This is a genomic window from Sphingomonas sp. SORGH_AS_0438 (genome assembly GCF_031453475.1).
Classification (GTDB): Bacteria; Pseudomonadota; Alphaproteobacteria; order Sphingomonadales; family Sphingomonadaceae; genus Sphingomonas.
This window is the reverse complement of sequence record NZ_JAVIZS010000001.1, coordinates 695,717-714,946: the sequence shown is the minus strand read 5'-3', so window position 1 is coordinate 714,946 and position 19,230 is coordinate 695,717. Positions and strand designations below refer to the sequence as shown.

Sequence of the window (19,230 nt, the reverse complement as noted above, 5' to 3'; positions counted from 1 at the left end):
TCGCGGCTCCGGCATTATGCGTCGCCTGGCGCGCGACGTGGCCGGCAATACGCTGGCGATCATGGCGATCGCGCTGGTCCCGCTGACCGCCATGGCGGGCGCGGGCGTCGACACCGCCCGCCTCTATGTCGTCAAGGCACGGCTCCAGCAGGCCTGCGACGCGGGGGCGCTGGCGGGGCGCAAGTTCATGCTCGATTCCGGCGGCAGCGCGCTGGACGCGACCGCGACGAAACAGGCGCAACAGTTCTTCGCCAATAATTTCACCACCGGCTATATGCAGTCGGGCACACCCAAGTTCCTGCCCACCAAGACCGCCGACAACCAAGTCGCCGGCACCGCCAGCGTCACCGTGCCGATGACGATCTCGAAGATGGTGGCGGCCAACGACGTGACGCTGACCGTGACGTGCGAGGCGCGCTATGACGTGGCGGACGCCGACATCATGTTCGTGCTCGACACCACCGGCTCGATGGCCTGCACCACGTCGGACGGCACCGGCGGATGCAGCCAGCCGGTCGACAGCTACACGACCAACGGCAACACCGCCTACAGCGTGCGCGAGAAGAATGGATCGAAGCTGTCGGGTCTGCGCTCGGCGGTGCTCAGCTTCTACGACACGCTCGCCGACAATATCGATCCCACCACCAAGATACGCTACGGCTTCGTCACCTATTCCTCGACGGTGAATGTGGGCGCGGCGGTCCGCGCGGTTGCGCCGAATGCATTCGTGTCGCAGTGGAACTACAATACCCGCCATGTCGTCGGCGACAGCCCGATCAGCAATTCGACGTATACGCGCAACGACATCAATTCCCGTAACTGCGCCGCGCTCAACAATACGCGGTCTCCATCCAACGGTTATACGACCCAGGGCAGCGCGATCATCTACCAGACCAGCTACGATAATGGCTGCGTCGTCACTGAAAACAAGGTGGGGCCGCGGTGGCGGTACGAGAACTGGCCCCTCGACGTGTCGCAATTCGTGGCGGGTGCCTCTGTCCTGGACCCCAGCAAGATCACCGGCGCGCGTTCGACCTGGCAGGGTTGCGTCGAAGAGCGCGACACCCAAGTCGCGACCAGCTTCGACATCAACGACCTGCCACCGGACCTGGACCCCGACCTCGCGCCGACCAACGATAGCACCCGGTGGCGGCCGCTCTGGCCCGACGTCTTCTACTATCGCGGCAACAACGCGTCCTTCGATTATGGCGGCAACTCCGTTAATCCCTATGGCGATTACAACAGCAACACCGTCACCGGCATCCTGACCAACATGCTGATGACCGGCAACATCTCGTCCGGCTATGTCTCCTGCGGCAAGGCGGCGCAGCGGCTGACGACGATGACGCGCGACGACATTTCCGGCTATGTCAACGCCAATGACTTCCGCGCCCAGGGCGGCACCTACCATGATGTCGGGATGATCTGGGGCACGCGGATGATCTCGCCCGGCGGCATCTTCAAGGGCGACACGGTCGCCTGGCCCGGCCACAACGAGCCCAACCGCTACATCGTCTTCATGACCGATGGCGACATGTCTCCCAATAGCGCGATCTATGGCACCTATGGCAACGAGAATTATGACAAGAGGGTGAGCGGCAATTCGCCCGGCAACGATCTGGACAACCACAATGCCCGGTTCCTGGCCGAATGCGCCGCCGCCAAGGCCCGCAACATCACCGTGTTCGTGGTCGGCTTCGGCCAGTCACTGACGCAGCAGCTCACCCAGTGCGCGTCACCCGGCAAGGCCTATTATGCCAGTGACAATGCCTCGCTCCAGACGGCGTTCAAGACGATCGCCAACCAGGTCGCGATGCTGCGCGTCTCGAAATGACCCGCGCTCCCCTTCGGCGGCTGGCCGGCGACCGGCGCGGCAATACGGTGATCGAGTTCGCGATCGTCGCGCCGGTGATGATCGCGCTGATCATGGGCCTGCTCGACCTGGGGTTCCAGATCTATGCCCAGTCGGTGCTGGACGGCGCAGTGCAGAAGGCGGCGCGCGACTCGGCCCTCCAGGGCGGCGCGCAGAGCACGGGCACGATCGACGCCCGCGTGCTGTCGATGCTGACACCGCTGATCGGATCGCCGCAGCCCTCCTGCGCCGTGACGCTGCCGAGCATGCGCGTCCCCGCCACCTGGTGCGTGACCCGCAAGAACTACGACAATTTCGCCGCGATCAAGCCGGAGCCCTTTTCCGACACCAACGGCAACGGCCTCCGCGATCCGGGCGAATGCTTCCAGGATGTGAACGGCAATTTCGCCTGGGACGCCGATCCGGGCAGCGCGGGCCAGGGCGGCGCGAACGATGTGACGCTCTATACCTTCTCGGTCACCTATCCCCGGCTGTTCCCGATCGCGGCGATGATCGGCTGGCCATCGATGCTGCGCATGACCTCCACCACCATCCTGAAGAACCAGCCCTACGCCTCGCAGGCGACCACCGAGCCCAAGACGATATGCACCTGACCCGTCCCTTGCGATCCCTGGCCGGCGATACCCATGGGCTGGCGCTGATGGAGTTCGCGCTGGCGCTGCCGCTCGTGCTCGGCGTCGGCCTGTACGGCGTCGAGACCGCCAATCTGGCGCTGATGAACCTTCGACTGAGCCAGGTCGCGACCAACCTGTCGGACAATGCCTCGCGCGTCGGGCTCAACAACAACCTGTCCAACCAGCAGCTGCGCGAGGTCGACATCAACGACGTGCTGATCGCCGCGCGCTTGCAGGGTGCGGCCTGGGACCTGACGACGCGCGGCCGGATCATCGTCACCAGCCTGGAGGCGGACGGCGCCGGCAACCAGAAGATCCACTGGCAACGCTGTCTCGGCACCCGTTCGGGCGCCGACTATGGCTCGCATTACGGCACGACCAGCACGACCGCCGGCACCGACACCAACAGTGCCAATGCCGGCACCCCCGCGCCCGGCGGCATGGGTCCGACCGGCGCGAAGGTCTCCGCCCCGCCAAATTCCGGCGTGATGTTCGTCGAGATCAACTATGAGTATAAGCCGGTCGTCAGCGCCCGGTGGCTGCCGAACGGATCGACCCGCCTGACCTATACCGCCGCCTATATCGTCCGCGACCGCCGGGACTTCGCGCAGATCTACAATCCCGCGCCGGCCGTGCAGCGCATGACCTGCGATCGCTTCACCGCCAGTTGACCGCATGAAAAAGGGGCGCTCGCCAGCCGGCAAGCGCCCCCTCTCGATCACCGATCGCGTGGATCAGTAGCGATAGTGATCCGGCTTGAACGGACCCTCGACCGGCACGCCGATATAGGCCGCCTGCTTCTCGCTCAGCTTGGACAGCTGCACACCCAGCTTCTCCAGGTGGAGCGCCGCCACCTTCTCGTCGAGATGCTTCGGCAGGACATAGACCTCGTTCTTATAGGCCTCGCCCTTGGTCCACAGCTCGATCTGGGCGAGCGTCTGGTTGGTGAAGGAGGCCGACATCACGAAGCTCGGATGGCCGGTCGCGCAGCCCAGGTTCACCAGGCGGCCCTTGGCCAGCACGATGATCTGCTTGCCGTCCGGAAACTCGACCAGGTCGGTGCCCGGCTTCACTTCGGTCCACTTGTAATTGGACATCGCCGCGATCTGGATCTCGGAGTCGAAATGGCCGATGTTGCAGACGATCGACATGGGCTTCATCGCCTTCATGTGATCGGCGGTGATCACGTCGGCGTTGCCGGTCGCGGTGACGAAGATGTCGGCGCGCTTCACCGCCTCGTCCATCGTCACGACCTCGAAGCCCTCCATCGCCGCCTGCAGCGCGCAGATCGGATCGATTTCGGTGACCAGCACGCGCGCGCCGCCGTTGCGGAGCGACTGGGCCGAGCCCTTGCCCACGTCGCCGAAGCCGGCGACGGCGGCGACCTTGCCCGCCAGCATCACGTCGGTGGCGCGACGGATCGCGTCGACCAGCGATTCCTTGCAGCCGTAGAGATTGTCGAACTTCGACTTGGTCACCGAGTCGTTGACGTTGATCGCCGGGAAGGGCAGCTCGCCCTTCTTCGCGATCTCGTACAGGCGGTGGACGCCGGTGGTCGTCTCTTCCGACACGCCCTTCAGGTTCTTGACCGTCTCGGTCAGATAGCCGGGCTTCTTGGCGATGAACGCCTTGACCGAGCGCTGGAACTCGACCTCTTCCTCATTCTCCGGCTCGGCGAAGGTCGCGCCGGCTTCCAGCTTCGCGCCCCACAGCGCGAACATGGTCGCGTCGCCGCCATCGTCCAGGATGATGTTGGCGGTCTGGCCCTCGACGTCGCGGTCCCAGGTGAAGATGTCGCCGACATAGTCCCAATATTCGGCCAGCGATTCGCCCTTCACGGCGAAGACCGGCACGCCCGACGCGGCGATCGCGGCGGCGGCGTGGTCCTGGGTCGAGAAGATGTTGCAGGTCGCCCAGCGCACATCCGCACCCAGCGCGGTCAGCGTCTCGATCAGGACGGCGGTCTGGATCGTCATGTGCAGCGAGCCGGTGATGCGCGCGCCCTTCAGCGGCTGCGATGCGCCGAATTCCTCGCGCAGCGCCATCAGGCCCGGCATCTCGGTCTCGGCGATGCGGATTTCGGCGCGGCCGAAATCGGCCAGGCCGATATCCTTGATGACATAGTCGTTCTGCGTGCCGGTGCCCGTCGGGGCGATTGCAGTGGCCACGGGTGTTGCTCCTGAAACTCGGATGATGCCCACGGCCTTAGAGGCTTGCCGTCACCGGATCAAATATAAAGATATCTTTATATCTCGACCGCCGAGGCGGAAAGCCGCGTCAGGCATGGCCCGCCCCCGCCACCAGAAGGCGAGGATCGATCCCCGCCCCCTCATAGCCCCTGGTCCAGCGGTCGGCGGCGGGGGTGGACCAGATCAGCTCCGGATCGCCCGGCGCGGTGAACCAGCCGGCACTGGTCAGTTCCTCATCCAGCTGCCCCGCGCTCCAGCCGGCATAGCCGAGCGCGCAGACCCAATGGGCCGGCCCCGTCCCCTCGGCGATGGCGCGCAGGATGTCGATCGTGCTCGACAACCGCCAGCGACCGGCGACGTCGACCGTGTCCTGCCCGGTCCAGTCGGCGCTGTGGATGACGAAGCCGCGCCGGATCTCGACCGGCCCGCCGAAATGCACCGGCGCATCGGGCGCCTGCCCCACGGGGATGTCGAGCTGTTCGAGCACCGCGTGGAAGCCGATGCCGCCCACCACCGCACCCAGACCGATGCCGACCGCACCGTTTTCGTCATGGCTGCACAGGGCGATGACCGCCTTGTCGAAACGGGGATCGCCCATCCCCGGCATGGCCAGCAGGAACTGCCCGGCGAGATATTCCGCATCCTTCACGCGACCGTCCTAGCCGCCCGCTACCGTACCCGCCACGGGGGAATGCGACGGGACGGCTTGAAATCCCGGTCACGGTGATCGAAGGGTCTGAGGAACCACAAGGAACACGCCGCATGACCATCGCCATTGGAGATCGCCTGCCCGAAGCCACCCTGGTCAAGGTGACGGCGGACGGGCCGGACCGGGTCTCCACCACCGACTATTTCGCCGGCCGCAAGATCGCGCTGTTCGCGGTGCCCGGCGCCTTCACCCCGACCTGCTCCGCCAAGCACCTGCCCGGCTTCGCCGCCAAGGTGCAGGCGTTCCGCGACAAGCTGGTCGACGAGATCGCCTGCACCTCCGTCAACGACGCCTTCGTGCTGGGTGCCTGGGCCAAGGCCAATGACGTGCAGGGCGTGACGATGCTGGCGGACGGCAATGGCGATTTCGCCAAGGCGATCGGCCTGTCGATGGACGGCTCGGCCTTCGGCATGGGCCTGCGCAGCCAGCGTTATTCGATGCTGATCGAGGATGGCGTGGTGACGCGGCTGAACGTCGAGGAGCCCGGCGAGTTCAAGGTCAGCAGCGCCGAGCATCTGCTCGACCTGATCTGAGCGGCGACGACGCACCGGCCTCCCGCAGGACGCCGGTGCGGATCGGCGGGCGAAGCGCCTTATCCCTCCCGCCAATCATAGGTCAGCGGCCCCTCGCGAAAGGCGAAGCGGTCGATATGGCTGGCGACCACCTCGCGCATTCGCGGCAAATCGCCGTCCTCCGGCACGGTCAGCACCAGGTCGAGCGTCTCGCTGTCGGCGCGCATGGCGAGATGCGCGCCATTGGGGAAGGCGATGCTGCCCTCCTCCGCGGTGAACGACACTTCCATCTTGTGGCTCCAATGCTTGGCGAGCTGCTGGAGGTAACGGCTGGCCGACAGGGTCGGCACGCGGGCGACGGAGACGCTCATTTCAGCCGCTCGATCTGCTGGGCGACGCCGTCGATCAGCGCCGCCATGTCGTGCAGCCGTTCGTCGGACAGGTCGCCCTGCTCGAACCGGTTGCGCACCGCCTCGCGCAGATTGCCCATCGCCCGGCGGATCGGCAGGCGGTTCCACGCCACCCGGTTGCCCTCATGGTCGAGCGCCGCGAGCCGGGCCATCACCGCCTCGATCTCCGCCGCCTTCTCGGCGACATGGGCGATCCCCTCCGGCGTCGCGGCGAAGCGCTTGCGCGCGCCCTCGCTCGCCTGCTCCTCGATCAGGCCCATCTCGCCCAGCATCGTGAGGGACGGATAGACGAGGCCGGGGCTCGGCGCATAGGCGCCGCCGGTCAGCTCCTCGATCGCCTTGATAAGCTCATAGCCGTGGCGCGGGGCATCGGCGATCATCTTCAGCAGCACGAGGCGCAGCTCGCCGCCCTCGAACATCCGGCGGCCCCGCCCGTGCGGCCGACCATCATCGCCGGCGCCGTCGAACCCGCCGCGACCATGGCCGAAGCCACCGAACCCCCGCGGTCCGCCCATACCCCCCGCCCCATGACGGTGCCAGCCGTGGCGGCCACCATGGCCTCTCATTTCGTTATACATTGTCGACTCCATATCGTGATAGCCTCAAGATATATCACAAGGGGCAATCGTCAAGAATGCTCATGATATATTTTCAATTTTTCTAGAAGCGGCTCTCCGCGCGCATGAGGGCTGGTAAATCAGAGACTTGCCCGACCCCGCCCCGATTGCGGTAGGAGGCTGGCGAGAGGATCGCCCGATGAAGAACCGCCTGATCGCCCTGTCGGCCCTGCTGGCCATGCCGGCCCATGCCGCCGAGCCGCCCCGCCCGCTCTATCTGGGCGCGGACCTGTCCTTCGCGAACGAGATGGAGGATTGCGGCGCGGTCTATCGCCAAGGCGGCAAGCCGGTCGATCCGTTCACGCTGATGCGGCGTGCCGGCGGCAATCTGGTGCGCGTGCGGCTGTGGAACGACGCGCGCTGGACCCGGTACAGCAACCTTGCCGATGTCGAGAAAACGATCCGGCGGGCGCACCAAGCGGGGCTACAGGTGCTACTCGACTTCCATTATGCCGATGACTGGGCCGATGGCGACAAGCAACCCGTCCCCGCCGCCTGGGCCGCGATGGACACGCCCGCCCAGGTCCGTGCCGTGCACGACTTCACCCGTGCCACGCTCGAAACCCTCGCCGCCAAGGGGCTGACGCCGGAACTGGTGCAGGTCGGCAACGAGACGAATGGCGAGCTGATGGCCGGCCCGACCAAGGCGATCGACTGGACGCGCAACGCCGCCTTGCTTGGAGCCGGCCTGCGCGCGGTGCGCGAGGCGGCGGCCGCGCACGGCAAACCGATCCGCACCATGCTCCATATCGCCCAACCGGACCATGCCGAGCCCTGGTTCGCGGCGGCAAGGCAGGCGGGCCTGACCGACTATGACCTGATCGGCCTCAGCTATTATGCGAAATGGTCGAAGGAGCCGATGACCGGCCTCGCGAGCACGATCGAGCGGCTGCGCGCCACCCATGGCAAGGAGGTGGTCGTGGTGGAGACCGCCTATCCCTATACGCTCGACAATGCCGATGCCTCGGGCAATCTGCTGGGCGCGGACTCGCTGGTGACGGGCTATCCGGCCACGCCGGCCGGGCAGCGCGCCTATATGATCGACCTCACCCGCACCGTCGTGCGCGCGGGTGGATCGGGCGTCGTCTATTGGGCGCCGGACTGGATCTCCACCCGCTGCTCGACCCGCTGGGGCCAGGGATCGGGCTGGGAGAATGCCGCCTGGTTCGACCTGCACCGCCGCTGGGAAGCGCTGCCGGTGCTGGATTTCCTGCGGCAGGATTACCGGCGGCGGTGAAGCCTGTTCCGGCGGGTGCCGGAACAGGGTGGCGGCGGTGGCCGGCCATCACCCCGCAGCGGGGGCGACGGCCTGATCAGCATCCTTCTTCGGCTCCGCCTTCACCTCGGCGGTCGAGCGCAGGTTGAGCTCGCGCAGCTGCTTGGCCGAGACGAAGCTGGGCGCGCCCATCATCAGATCCTCGGCCTTCTGCGTCATCGGGAAGACGATGACCTCGCGGATGTTCGGCTCGTCGGCGAGCAGCATGACGATACGGTCGACGCCGGGGGCCGAGCCGCCGTGCGGCGGCGCGCCGAACTTGAAGGCGTTGATCATGCCGGCGAAGTTCGCATCGACATCGGCCTGGCTATAGCCGGCGATCTCGAACGCCTTGTACATGATCTCCGGCCGGTGGTTCCGGATTGCGCCCGACGACAGCTCCACGCCGTTGCAGACGATGTCATATTGATAGGCGAGGATGTCGAGCGGGTCCTTGGTCTCCAGCGCCTCCAGCTCGCCCTGCGGCATCGAGAAGGGGTTGTGGCTGAAATCGACCTTCTTCGCGTCCTCGTCATATTCGAACATCGGGAAGTCGACGATCCAGCAGAATTCGAACCGCTTGTCGTCGATCAGGCCGAGCTGGTCGGCGACGCGTGTGCGCGCCAGACCGGCGAGCTTGGCGGCCTGCGCCTCCTTGCCGGCGGCGAAGAACAGGCCGTCGTCGGGCCCCAGGCCCAGCGCGTCGGCCATCGCGCTCATCTTGTCCTCACCATGGTTCTTGGCGATCGGCCCGCCCCATTCGCCGCCCTTGCGCGTGGCGTAACCCAGGCCGGCAAAGCCCTCGGACTGGGCCCAGGCGTTCATGTCGTCGAAGAACTTGCGGCTTTTGTCGGCGGTCTTGGGCGCGGGGATGGCGCGGACCACGTCGCCCGCCTCGACGATCGACGCGAAGCGGCCGAAGCCGGAGCCGACGAACTGGTCGCTGACGTCCGCGATGATCAGCGGGTTGCGCAGATCCGGCTTGTCGTTGCCGTACTTCAGCATCGACTCGCGATACGGGATGCGCTTGAACGGCAGCGGCGAGACGGTCCGCCCCTTGCCCTGCCAGTTGGCGAATTCCTCGAACACGCCGTGCAGCACCGGCTCGATCGCCTGGAACACGTCCTCCTGCGTGACGTAGCTCATCTCGAAATCGAGCTGGTAGAATTCGCCGGGGCTGCGATCGGCACGCGCATCCTCGTCGCGGAAGCAGGGCGCGATCTGGAAATAGCGGTCGAAGCCGGCCACCATCAGCAGCTGCTTGAACATCTGCGGAGCCTGCGGCAGCGCGTAGAACTTGCCGGGATGGACGCGGCTGGGCACCAGATAGTCGCGCGCGCCCTCGGGCGACGATGCGGTCAGGATCGGCGTCTGGAACTCGGTGAAGCCCTGGTCGATCATCCGCCGGCGCAACGACGAGATGACATGGCTGCGCAGCAGGATGTTGGCGTGCAGCCGCTCGCGCCGCAGGTCGAGGAAGCGATAGCGCAGGCGGATATCCTCCGGATACTCCGCATCGCCCGCCACAGGCATCGGCAGTTCCTGCGCCGCCGACTGGACGATGACGCTCTGCGCGAACACCTCGATCTCGCCGGTCGCCAGGTTCGCGTTGGTGGTGCCCTCGGCGCGCGCCTTGACCACGCCGTCGATCGTCACGACCGATTCGACGCGCACGCTCTCCAGCACGGGCAGCGCCGCGCTGTCGCTGTCGGCGACGATCTGGGTGATGCCGTAATGGTCGCGCAGGTCGATGAACAGCACGCCGCCATGGTCGCGCCGGCGGTGGACCCAGCCCGACAGGCGGACGGTCTGGCCGACGGCCGAAGCGTCGAGCGCGGCGCAGGTGTGCGTACGATAGGCGTGCATGATCGCAATCTCTGGCTGAACGTCGTACCGGCCACCGGGCCGATGCGACGGGATGATCCCTAATCCCCCGCCACTCCCCTTCCCACCCCCTCTTTGTCAACCCGCCCCGGTCGGTCTATGGGCGGTGGGATGCATATCCACCCGCTGATCACCGATAGCGCGACACTCGCCAATCTCTGCACCCGCCTCGCTCAGGCCGACTTCATCACGGTCGATACCGAGTTCATGCGCGAGAGTACCTATTGGCCCGAACTCTGCCTGATCCAGGTCGCCGACACGCAGGAGGCGGCCGCGATCGATCCGCTCGCCCCCGGCCTCGACCTGACGCCGCTGCTCGACCTGCTGGTCGACAATCAGGAGGTGCTGAAGGTCTTCCATGCCGGCGGCCAGGATATCGAGATCATTTACAATCTGACCGGCAAGACGCCGCACCCGCTGTTCGACACCCAGGTCGCGGCCATGGCGCTGGGCCAGGGCGAGCAGATCGGCTATTCCAACCTGGTCGACAGCTGGCTGGGCGTGTCGATCGACAAGGGCGCGCGCTTCACCGACTGGTCGCGCCGCCCGCTCGACGCCCGGCAGATCGAATATGCGATCGGCGACGTCACCTATCTGTCGACCATCTTCCCCAAGATGCTCGAACGGCTGCGTCGCACCGGCCGCGGCGCCTGGCTGGACCAGGAGATGGAGCGGCTGGCCGATCCCGCCAACTATGCCAACGACCCTGATCTCGCCTGGAAGCGCGTCCGCATCTCCGGCCGCAAGCCCGAGGTGCTGGGCCGGCTCAAGGCGCTGGCCCGCTGGCGCGAGCTGGAGGCGCGGTCGAAGGACCTGCCGCGCGGCCGCATCGTCAAGGACGAGACGCTGGGCGACCTGGCCGGCAACCCGCCGCGCAAGCAGGCCGATCTCGCCAAGGTGCGGGGGCTGTCGGCGACCTGGGCGCAGAACGATATCGGCGCGCGGCTGATGCAGTCGCTGGCGGAGGCGACGCCGCTATCCGGTGACGAACTGCCGCCCAAGGACGACAAGAAGCCGGGGCTGGGCAAGGACGGTGCGCTGGTCGCCGACCTGTTGAAGCTTCTCCTCAAGATCCGCGCCCGCGACATCGACGTCGCCTCGCGCCTGCTCGCCCGCTCGGAGGAGCTGGAGGCGCTGGCCTCGGGCGTGCGCGACGGATTGCCGATGTTGCAGGGTTGGCGCTACGATCAGTTCGGCCGCGATGCCGTCGATCTGGTCGAGGGGCGGCTGGGCTTCGCCGTCCGCAACGGCAAGCTCAAGATGACCCGGACCGAGGAGCCCGTCGCATGATGCACCGCACCCTGCCCGTCCTTTTGCTCGCCGCCGGCCTGTCGGCCTGCGCGACGATGCCGCCGCCGCCCGAGCCGACCGGTCCCTGCGCGGTGACCGAGCCGGTGAAGATGCGCTGGGCTGGGGTAAAGTTCAAACTGCGCGACCGCGACGCCCTCCGCCACGACGCCCAGGCCCGCATCGCCCGCGTACTGCGCCCGGGCGATCCCGCGACGATGGACTTCCGACCCGAGCGGCTGAACATCATGGTCGATGATTTCGGGCAGATCACCGATCTGACCTGCGGGTAAGCCACAGGTCTTTCCCATTGCTGGTTCCCCGGCGAAGGCCGGGGTCCAGTTGGGGGACGATCGTGACGACGCGCAGCGCCTGGTGATGACGGCCTTCCCGACTGGGCCCCTGCCTTCGCAGGGGGACAGCAGGGCGTGGGGCCCCTACCCCGTCACCACCGGCATCCGCCCCATCATCGTCGCCAGCGCCGCGTGGCGCTTCTCCACCGCTTCGCCGTAGAGCGCCCGGTCCCCGCCCGGCAGGTCGAGCGTCAGCCGCGCCCCGTCGTCGCGCAGGGTCGCGCGCCGCAACGGCCCCGCCAGCCCCGCCGACAGCCGCTGGCCCAGCCGGATCGCCAGGCCCCAGACCATCGCCCGCTTCAATTCCTCCGCACTCGCCAGCGCGCCGAGCGGCGCGGGCGTGGCGACGCCGCCGCCCAGGCTGGTGAACAGCGCCTGCGCCAGCATCGCACGCTCGGCCGCGCGGATCGCGACCCAATGGCCGTGCAGCGCCACCTCCAGCCCACGCTCGGCGCGGAAATCGGGATTGGCGTGCCAGCCCACATCGGCCAGCAGACAGGCCGCTTGGCGGATTCGCTCATGCGGCTCGTGCGCGAACAGCGGCGCGATCCAGTCGTGGAGCAGGTCGCCATGTTCGGGGAAGCGACCGAGCAGCCGCCCCTCCTCGCGAGTCGCGACGATCAGCGGGTCCTGCGCGCGCGTGTCCGCATCCAGCCCGGCATGGAGCAGCCCCTCGCGCAGGCCATAGGTGGAGGCGATCGTCTCGCGGCTGCCCAGTTCGCGCACCACTAGGCCTAAGAGCGCGGTGGCGTCGGCCAGCGTGCCCGCCCGGCCGGAGGACAGGCCCGGCACCTCGCGCAGGCGCGGCTTGTCGAGATGAGCGATGGTGCGGCCGAGCGTCGCGATCCGCGCCGGGCTCATGCTGTACTGATGGATGATCGGCAGCGGATAGCCGGTCAGGTGCATGTCGAGCCGTGCCAGCGCCCGCCACGATCCACCGACCAGATAGAAGGGCAGGCCCTGCCCGCGCCGGGTCCAGCCCGCCTCGCGGATCAGCTTGACGACGCGCGACTCCAGCGGCTTGCCTCGTGAGCCCGCGATACGCAGCACGCCGAGCGGAAAGGATACGCGTTCGCCGCACGTGCCGTTCTGCACGCGGACCAGTTCCAGGCTGCCGCCGCCCAGGTCGCCGACCACGCCGTCCGCATCGGGAATGCCGGACAGCACGCCCTCGCCCGCCGCCATCGCCTCCTGCTCGCCCGACAGCACCTCGGGCTTGAGGCCGAGCGTGGCCGCCGCCTCGATCAGCCCCGCGCCGTTCGCGGCATCGCGCACGGCGGCGGTGGCGACGGTGCGGATCTCCGTCACCTCCATCTCGCGCAGCACGGCGGCGAAGCGGTTCAGCGCGCCATGCGCCTGCGCCAGCCCCGCCGGCTCGATCCGGCCGGTTTCCGCCAGTCCGCGGCCCAGCCCGGCCATCACCTTCTCGTTGAACAGGATCGCCGGGCAACGCGGCTGGCCCTGATAGACGACCAGCCGCACCGAATTGGAGCCGATATCGACGATCGCCGTGCGCGGCGGCGATGCCAGGCGCCGGAACAGCCCCATCAACGCTTGCGTGGCCAGGCCAGGGTCGGCACGCCGCGCCCCGCCTCGATCGCCGCGCCGCGCCCGGACAGCGACGGGTTGGTCATGAAATAGCGGTGCAGGTTGAACGGCTTGTCGCCCGCCTCGGTGCGGATGTACGATCCGTCGGACTGCAGCACCCAGCTCTGCTCGTCATCGATCAGATTGGCGACCATCACCTGGTCCAGGATCTGGTCGTGCACGGTCGCATTGGTGATCGGCAGCATATATTCGACGCGCCGGTCGAAATTGCGCGGCATCCAGTCGGCCGAGGAGATGAAGACCTTGGCATCGTCGTTGGGCAGCGCCGCACCGGCGCCGAACGCCCAGATGCGGCTATGCTCCAGGAAGCGGCCGATCACCGACTTGACCCGGATATTCTCCGACAGGCCGGGCACCTGCGGGCGCAAGCAGCAGATGCCGCGGATGATCAGGTCGATCTGCACGCCGGCCCCGCTCGCCTCGTAGAGCTTGTCGACGATCGCCGGGTCGACCAAGCTATTCATCTTCGCCCACATCGCCGCCGGCCGCCCGGCATTGGCATGGGCGATCTCGTCGTCGATCAGCGCGGTCAGCCGCTGGCGCAGCGTCAGCGGCGACAGGCTCATGCAGCTCATGTCGTGCGGCTCGACATAGCCGGTGACATAGTTGAACATCTGCGCCGCGTCGCGCCCGATCGCCGGATCGGCGGTGAAGTAGCTGAGATCGGTATAGATCCTGGCAGTCACCGGATGATAATTGCCGGTGCCGAAATGGCAGTAGGTGCGGAACGCCCCCGCCTCGCGCCGCACCACCAGCGACACCTTGGCGTGCGTCTTCCAGTCGATGAAGCCATAGACGACCTGCACGCCCGCCCGCTCCAGCGCCGAGGCCCAGAACAGATTCTGCTCCTCGTCGAACCGCGCCTTCAGCTCGACCACGGCGGTCACCGACTTGCCCGCCTCCGCCGCCGCGATCAGCGCGTTGATGACCGCCGGCTGCTTGCCCGCGCGGTACAAGGTCTGCTTGATCGCGACCACGTCCGGGTCCGCCGCCGCCTGTTTCAGAAAGGCCAGCACGACGCCGAACGTCTCATAGGGATGCTGGACGACGATGTCCTTGGCCCGGATCGCGGCGAAGCAGTCGCCGTCGAACTCGCGGATCCGCTCGGGGAAACGCGGCGTGAAGGGCGGGAATTTCAGGTCCGGCCGATCCTCCTCGACCAGCAGGTCGAGATCGCCGATGCCGAGCAGGTGCCCGCTCTCGGTGATGATCGCATCGGCGCCGCCCAGCTCGTCCTTCAGGACGGCGGCCAGCGCGTCGGGCATCCCCGTCTCCAGCTCCAGCCGGATGACGCGCCCGCGCCGGCGGCGCTTGATCGCATTGGCGAAGTAGCGGACCAGATCCTCCGCCTCTTCCTCAATCTCGATATCGCTGTCGCGCAGCACCCGGAACGCCGCCGCGCCGTGGACGACATAACCGGGGAAGAGCAGCGGCGCGAACCGCTTCACGATCGTCTCGGTGCAGACATAGCGGGCGGGATCGCCCGGCAGCCGGACGAAGCGCGGCGCGGTCGGCGGCAGCATCACCAGCTCGCGGATCGGCTCGCCATCGACGATCCGTTCCAGGTCGAAGATCACCGTCAGCCCCTTATTGGGGATGAAGGGAAAGGGATGCGCGGGGTCGAGCGCCTGGGGCGTCAGGATCGGGAAGATCTGCTCGCGATAGTGATTCTCCAGCCAGGCCTGGTCGTCCGAATCGATCGCGTCGCGGCGCAACACCTCGATCCCGTTCGCCGCCAGCAGGGTGCGCAGGTCGCTCCACACCGCCTGCTGGCTGCGCAGCAATCGGTCCGCCTCCTCGACGATCGCGTTCAATTGCTGCCCCGGCGTCAGCCCGTCGGCGGAGCGGCGCTCCACGTCCTGCGCCTGCTGCCCCTTCAGGCCCGCCACCCGGACCATGAAGAATTCATCGAGATTCGAACCGGATATCGACAGGAAGCGGAGCCGTTCCAGCAGCGGATGCGCCTCGTTGCACGCCTCCTCCAGCACTCGCCGGTTGAACGCCAGCCAGGACAGTTCGCGGTTGAAATAACGGTCGTTCGGCTCGGCGGCCGTGAACCCGTCCTCGTCGGTCTTGGTCAGCGCGGCGATATGCGCGGGGCGGGTCATGGCAGCTCCTGTTGCGGGACCAGCAGTCCCGCGTCGATCAAGGTGTTTCGAGCCAGCGGGATAGTCAGTCGGCGTTGCCGTTCCATGACGCCTTCGTCGAGCGCGTCGATACTGCGTTCGATCGCCAGGTGGCTGCGCTCGATCCGGGCGACCAGCCATTCCAGCACATCGGGCGGCGCGACCACGCCGCGCCGCGCCAGTTGCCGCTCGAACAGCGCGCGCACCAGCCCGTCGTCGGGCGGACCGATCTCCGCATGGGGCGTCGCCGCCAGCCGTGAGCGCAGGTCTGGCAGGGTGATCCGCCAGACGGGCGGTGCGACATCAGCGATGATGACCAGCGGACGCCGGTCCGCCTGCGCCCGGTTCCAGGCGTGGAACAGACTGGTTTCCGACACCCGTTCCGCATCGTCGATGATCGAACCACCGCTTTTCGCCGCGAAGATCCGGGCCAGCAGGCTGCGCCCCGACCGGCGCGGGCCGGTCAGCAACGCGGCGTGGACGGGCCAGGTGTCCCAATGTTCCAGCAACTGCGCCGCACGCGCATTGGTGGGCGTGACGAAGAAGGCGTCGTCACGCGGGTCCTCCGGCCATGCGAGCGGCAACGCGATCTGGCTCATCCCGGCCCCGTCGCACTCGGCGTCGTGGTCGCGGCGGGCGTGGCCGGCCGCCGGATGCGCAGCGCCGCGCCGCTGCCCGACACCTCGAACCCGCGCGAGCGAAGGGCCGTGGCGAAGGCCGCCGGATCGTCGACGAAGACCCGCATCAACGACACGCCGCCCAGCGCCAGGCTGGTGGTGCTCGCCGAGCGCACGCCGGGCAACGAGCGGATCAGCGCCTCGCTATTGGCGACGCTGCTGGTGCCGGGCGTGTCATATTGCACCGTCACCGCCACCGCATTGGACGCGGCGATATCGGCGAGCAGCGTGTCGATCGTCGGCTCCGCCACCGGCGCAGGCTCCGGCGCGGGAGCGGGTGGCGGCGACAGGCTGGCGTCCGGGCTCAACCGGCCGGTGCGCAGCGCATCCTGGTAGATCGAATCGAGCCGGGCGACGCCGGCATCCATCAGTTGCGGCAGGCCGGCGGCGCTGCCGACGCGCAGCGTCACGCGACCGATCAGCTCATTGTCCGGCCCGTGCCGCGCCTCGAACATGCCGATCACAGGACCGCCGGGCCATTGCCGGCTCAGCCGCACGGTCGGGATCAGAATGTCGGACGCGCCATATTGGTCGAGGATCGCCCGCCACCAGCCACGCCCCGGCCGCCCCATCTGCCCGATGTTGAGCAGCAGCGAATCGGGGCCGGTGCCGGCCGGGCGGACATAGTCGATCCGACTGTCGCCCGTGCGGAACCGGGCCCAGGCCTCCTGCCAGGGGGTGCGCCGCTCGAACGCCTGTCCGGTGCCGCCCTGCCAGATCACCGGCATCACCAGCATCGGCGGCGACCGGTCGGCATAAGCCGAGATGCCGAGCAGCCCGGCGGCGCGACCGCGATCGAACAACACGCCCAGGCGCGCGATATAGCGGGTCGGCCCGATCTGCTCGTTCTCGACGACGATGCCGGAGACGAGCTGGTCGAGCGCGCCGTCCGACAGCAAGGTGCCGGGCCCGCCCAACCGGCGCGACAGCTGCATCCAGGCCTTGCGCTGCGCCAGCCGCCAGCCGCCATAGCGCGCGGCTTCCGCCGTCTTTCCCGTGACATCGACGGTGACACCGGCCACTTCGAACGAGCTGCCGCTGTCGACCGGCGCGACGCCCCGGCTGCCGCCATCGACCTGCGCGAGCGTGGCGCTGCCGGCGAGAAGGGCGCTGAGGGCCAGGACGGGAAGAAGGCGACGCATAGGACTGCCGGCCTTTTGCAGGAGGGGGCGTGGAAATCCAAGCAGGATATGGCTAGGCGGGCGAACATGAGCGACCAGCCCGACTCCACCACCCCCGCCGTCCCCTCCCATGGGGGCTATACCTATGCCGATGCCGGCGTCTCGATCGCCGCCGGCAATGCGCTGGTCCGCGCGATCGCGCCGCTCGCCCGGTCGACGCGTCGCCCCGGCGCCGACGCCGACCTGGGTGGGTTCGGCGGCATCTTCGACCTGAAGGCGGCGGGCTTCACCGATCCGCTGCTGGTCGCCGCCAATGACGGCGTCGGCACCAAGCTCAAGCTGGCGATCGAATGGGACCGGCATGAGGGGGTCGGCGTCGACCTGGTCGCGATGTGCGCCAACGACCTGATCGTCCAGGGCGCCGAACCGCTGTTCTTCCTGGACTATTATGCCAGCGGCAAGCTTGAGAACGGCGTCGCCGAGCGCGTCGTCGCCTCGATCGCGGAGGGCTGCAAACAGGCCGGTTGCGCGCTGATCGGTGGCGAGACGGCGGAGATGCCGGGCATGTACGCGCCCGGCGACTATGACCTGGCCGGGTTCTGCGTCGGCGCGGTCGAGCGCGACCGGCTGCTGACCGGCGCGGGGATCGCGGCCGGCGACGTGGTGCTGGGCCTCGCCTCCTCGGGCGTGCACAGCAACGGCTTCTCGCTGGTCCGCCGACTCGCCGCCGACAAGGGGTGGAAGCTCGACCGGCCCTCGCTGTTCGACCAGGACCGGCTGATGATCGACGTGCTGATGGCGCCGACGCGCATCTATGTCGCCAGCCTGTTGCCGCTGCTGCGCGACGGAAAGATCAAGGGGCTGGCGCATATCACCGGCGGCGGCCTGCTGGAGAATATCCCGCGCGTACTCCCGGAGGGCACCCATGCGGTGATCGATGCCGACGCCTGGCCGCAGCCGCGCCTGATGGCGTTCCTGCAGGCGCAAGGCGGGATCGAACCGGCGGAATTCGCCCGCACCTTCAACTGCGGCATCGGCATGGCGGTGGTCGTCGCGGCCGACGCGGCGGCGGCGGTCGCCGACGCGCTGACCGAGGCGGGCGAGACGGTGTTCACGATCGGGGCGATCGAGGCCGGGCAGCGCGGCTGCACCGTGCGCGGCTCCACCGAGACGTGGAGCGCGCGCGCCGACTGGACCGCGACGCACCACCAGTGAGCGGACAGGCAGTGAACCAGCACAAGATCGCCATCCTGATCTCCGGCCGGGGATCGAACATGATGGCGCTGGTCGAGCAGGCACGCGGCTATGAGGTCGCGCTGGTCGCCTCCGACAAGCCCGACGCGCCCGGCTTGGCCTGGGCGCGCGACCGGGGCCTAGCGACCTGGGCCTTGTCGCCCAAGGGGATCGGCAAGGCCGCCTATGAGGCGCAACTGGATGCCGCCCTGCGCGCGGCGGGCGTCACGGTGATCGCGCTCGCCGGCTATATGCGGCTGGTCTCGGACGATTTCGTCACGCGCTGGCGCGACCGGATCGTCAACATCCACCCCTCGCTGCTGCCGCTCTACAAGGGGTTGGACACGCATCGCCGCGCAATCGAAGCGGGCGATGCGGAGGGTGGCTGCTCGGTCCATATCGTCACCGAGGAACTCGATGGCGGCCGGCTGCTGGGCCAGACGCGCGTGCCGATCCTGCCCGGCGATGACGCCAATGCGCTCGCCGCGCGGGTCCTGATCGCCGAACATGCGTTATATCCGCGCATCCTAGCGGAGTTCGTCATGTCCCCAGCCGATCATATCCATGCCTTCGCGACCAAGCTGCCCGAAGCCGAAGCGCAACGGGACGGCGCGGTCACGCGCTTACTGGTCGATGGCCGCGAGTTCGCCCGGGTCGATGGCGACCGGCTGGTCCTGCCCGCCGAGGTCGAGGGCGACGCGATCGACCTGACCGACGCCTTCGACCGCCCGCTGGTCGAGGACCGGATCGCCCGCGCCTGGG

17 protein-coding genes and 1 pseudogene are annotated in these 19,230 nt (G+C 68.0%); 9 read left to right on the top strand and 9 right to left on the bottom strand.

Annotated features, from left to right (window positions below; translation table 11 throughout):
* Nucleotides 1-16 precede the first annotated feature (16 nt).
* Genes QE452_RS03425 through QE452_RS03415 form a run of 3 tightly spaced genes read left to right on the top strand, consistent with a single transcriptional unit; the run spans nt 17 to nt 3,158 of the window.
* On the top strand, nt 17-1,834 hold the full coding sequence (locus QE452_RS03425) for a pilus assembly protein (protein ID WP_309660413.1): 1,818 nt from the start codon (nt 17-19) through the stop codon (nt 1,832-1,834).
* Nucleotides 1,831-2,466, top strand: a complete 636-nt coding sequence (locus tag QE452_RS03420) for a pilus assembly protein (protein WP_309660412.1) — start codon at nt 1,831-1,833, stop codon at nt 2,464-2,466. The genes QE452_RS03425 and QE452_RS03420 overlap by 4 nt, the downstream gene beginning before the upstream one ends.
* A complete protein-coding gene (locus QE452_RS03415; RefSeq protein ID WP_309660411.1) occupies nt 2,457-3,158 on the top strand; it encodes a histidine kinase in 702 nt (233 codons plus the stop codon). Before QE452_RS03420 ends, QE452_RS03415 begins: the two co-directional genes overlap by 10 nt.
* A 63-nt stretch (nt 3,159-3,221) precedes the next feature.
* Here QE452_RS03415 and ahcY read toward each other — a convergent pair whose 3' ends face one another.
* The gene (gene ahcY, locus QE452_RS03410; RefSeq protein WP_309660410.1) at nt 3,222-4,655 is read right to left on the bottom strand and encodes an adenosylhomocysteinase; all 1,434 of its coding nucleotides are present in this window, start codon (nt 4,653-4,655) and stop codon (nt 3,222-3,224) included.
* 109 nt (nt 4,656-4,764) lie between these two features.
* Nucleotides 4,765-5,325, bottom strand: coding sequence for a YqgE/AlgH family protein (locus QE452_RS03405; RefSeq protein ID WP_309660409.1), 561 nt, complete (start codon nt 5,323-5,325; stop codon nt 4,765-4,767).
* Between the two features lie 113 nt (nt 5,326-5,438).
* Between QE452_RS03405 and QE452_RS03400 the strand changes: the two genes are divergently transcribed.
* Nucleotides 5,439-5,918 (top strand): peroxiredoxin, encoded by a 480-nt coding sequence (locus QE452_RS03400; protein WP_125996244.1) that lies wholly within the window; start codon nt 5,439-5,441, stop codon nt 5,916-5,918.
* Nucleotides 5,919-5,977: 59 nt separating this feature from the next.
* Here the strand turns inward: QE452_RS03400 and QE452_RS03395 are convergent, their stop codons facing one another.
* Entirely contained in the window at nt 5,978-6,268 is a 291-nt protein-coding gene (locus tag QE452_RS03395; RefSeq protein ID WP_309660408.1) for a DUF2218 domain-containing protein, read from the bottom strand.
* A complete protein-coding gene (locus QE452_RS03390) occupies nt 6,265-6,822 on the bottom strand; it encodes a PadR family transcriptional regulator (RefSeq protein WP_309660407.1) in 558 nt (185 codons plus the stop codon). The genes QE452_RS03395 and QE452_RS03390 overlap by 4 nt, the downstream gene beginning before the upstream one ends.
* A gap of 241 nt (nt 6,823-7,063) precedes the next feature.
* Here QE452_RS03390 and QE452_RS03385 point away from each other — a divergent pair, with 241 nt between their 5' ends.
* Nucleotides 7,064-8,161: a glycosyl hydrolase 53 family protein gene (locus QE452_RS03385; protein WP_309660406.1), complete on the top strand. Its 1,098-nt coding sequence runs from the start codon at nt 7,064-7,066 to the stop codon at nt 8,159-8,161.
* A 48-nt stretch (nt 8,162-8,209) separates the two neighbouring features.
* Here the strand turns inward: QE452_RS03385 and aspS are convergent, their stop codons facing one another.
* Nucleotides 8,210-10,045, bottom strand: coding sequence for an aspartate--tRNA ligase (aspS, locus tag QE452_RS03380; protein WP_309660405.1), 1,836 nt, complete (start codon nt 10,043-10,045; stop codon nt 8,210-8,212).
* Nucleotides 10,046-10,174: 129 nt separating this feature from the next.
* Between aspS and rnd the strand changes: the two genes are divergently transcribed.
* Together rnd and QE452_RS03370 are read left to right on the top strand one after the other, a co-directional pair.
* Nucleotides 10,175-11,353 (top strand): ribonuclease D, encoded by a 1,179-nt coding sequence (rnd, locus tag QE452_RS03375; protein WP_125996327.1) that lies wholly within the window; start codon nt 10,175-10,177, stop codon nt 11,351-11,353.
* The gene (locus QE452_RS03370; RefSeq protein WP_309660404.1) at nt 11,350-11,643 is read left to right on the top strand and encodes an I78 family peptidase inhibitor; all 294 of its coding nucleotides are present in this window, start codon (nt 11,350-11,352) and stop codon (nt 11,641-11,643) included. Before rnd ends, QE452_RS03370 begins: the two co-directional genes overlap by 4 nt.
* A gap of 144 nt (nt 11,644-11,787) precedes the next feature.
* On the opposite strand, the gene QE452_RS03365 is transcribed toward QE452_RS03370, so the two are convergent.
* Genes QE452_RS03365 through QE452_RS03350 form a run of 4 tightly spaced genes read right to left on the bottom strand, consistent with a single transcriptional unit; the run spans nt 11,788 to nt 17,256 of the window.
* A complete protein-coding gene (locus QE452_RS03365; protein WP_309660403.1) occupies nt 11,788-13,251 on the bottom strand; it encodes a Ppx/GppA family phosphatase in 1,464 nt (487 codons plus the stop codon).
* Nucleotides 13,251-15,419 (bottom strand): RNA degradosome polyphosphate kinase, encoded by a 2,169-nt coding sequence (locus QE452_RS03360; protein ID WP_309660402.1) that lies wholly within the window; start codon nt 15,417-15,419, stop codon nt 13,251-13,253. The genes QE452_RS03365 and QE452_RS03360 overlap by 1 nt, the downstream gene beginning before the upstream one ends.
* Nucleotides 15,416-16,036, bottom strand: coding sequence for an HdaA/DnaA family protein (locus tag QE452_RS03355; RefSeq protein ID WP_125996323.1), 621 nt, complete (start codon nt 16,034-16,036; stop codon nt 15,416-15,418). The genes QE452_RS03360 and QE452_RS03355 overlap by 4 nt, the downstream gene beginning before the upstream one ends.
* Complete coding sequence (locus QE452_RS03350; RefSeq protein WP_309660401.1) at nt 16,033-17,256, bottom strand: heavy-metal-associated domain-containing protein; 1,224 nt, start codon at nt 17,254-17,256, stop codon at nt 16,033-16,035. The genes QE452_RS03355 and QE452_RS03350 overlap by 4 nt, the downstream gene beginning before the upstream one ends.
* A gap of 66 nt (nt 17,257-17,322) precedes the next feature.
* Between QE452_RS03350 and purM the strand changes: the two genes are divergently transcribed.
* Together purM and purN are read left to right on the top strand one after the other, a co-directional pair.
* On the top strand, nt 17,323-18,450 hold the full coding sequence (purM, locus tag QE452_RS03345) for a phosphoribosylformylglycinamidine cyclo-ligase (RefSeq protein ID WP_309660400.1): 1,128 nt from the start codon (nt 17,323-17,325) through the stop codon (nt 18,448-18,450).
* A gap of 11 nt (nt 18,451-18,461) precedes the next feature.
* Nucleotides 18,462-19,010, top strand: a pseudogene (purN, locus tag QE452_RS03340) (phosphoribosylglycinamide formyltransferase); the annotation flags it as partial.
* Between the last annotated feature and the right edge of the window lie 220 nt (nt 19,011-19,230).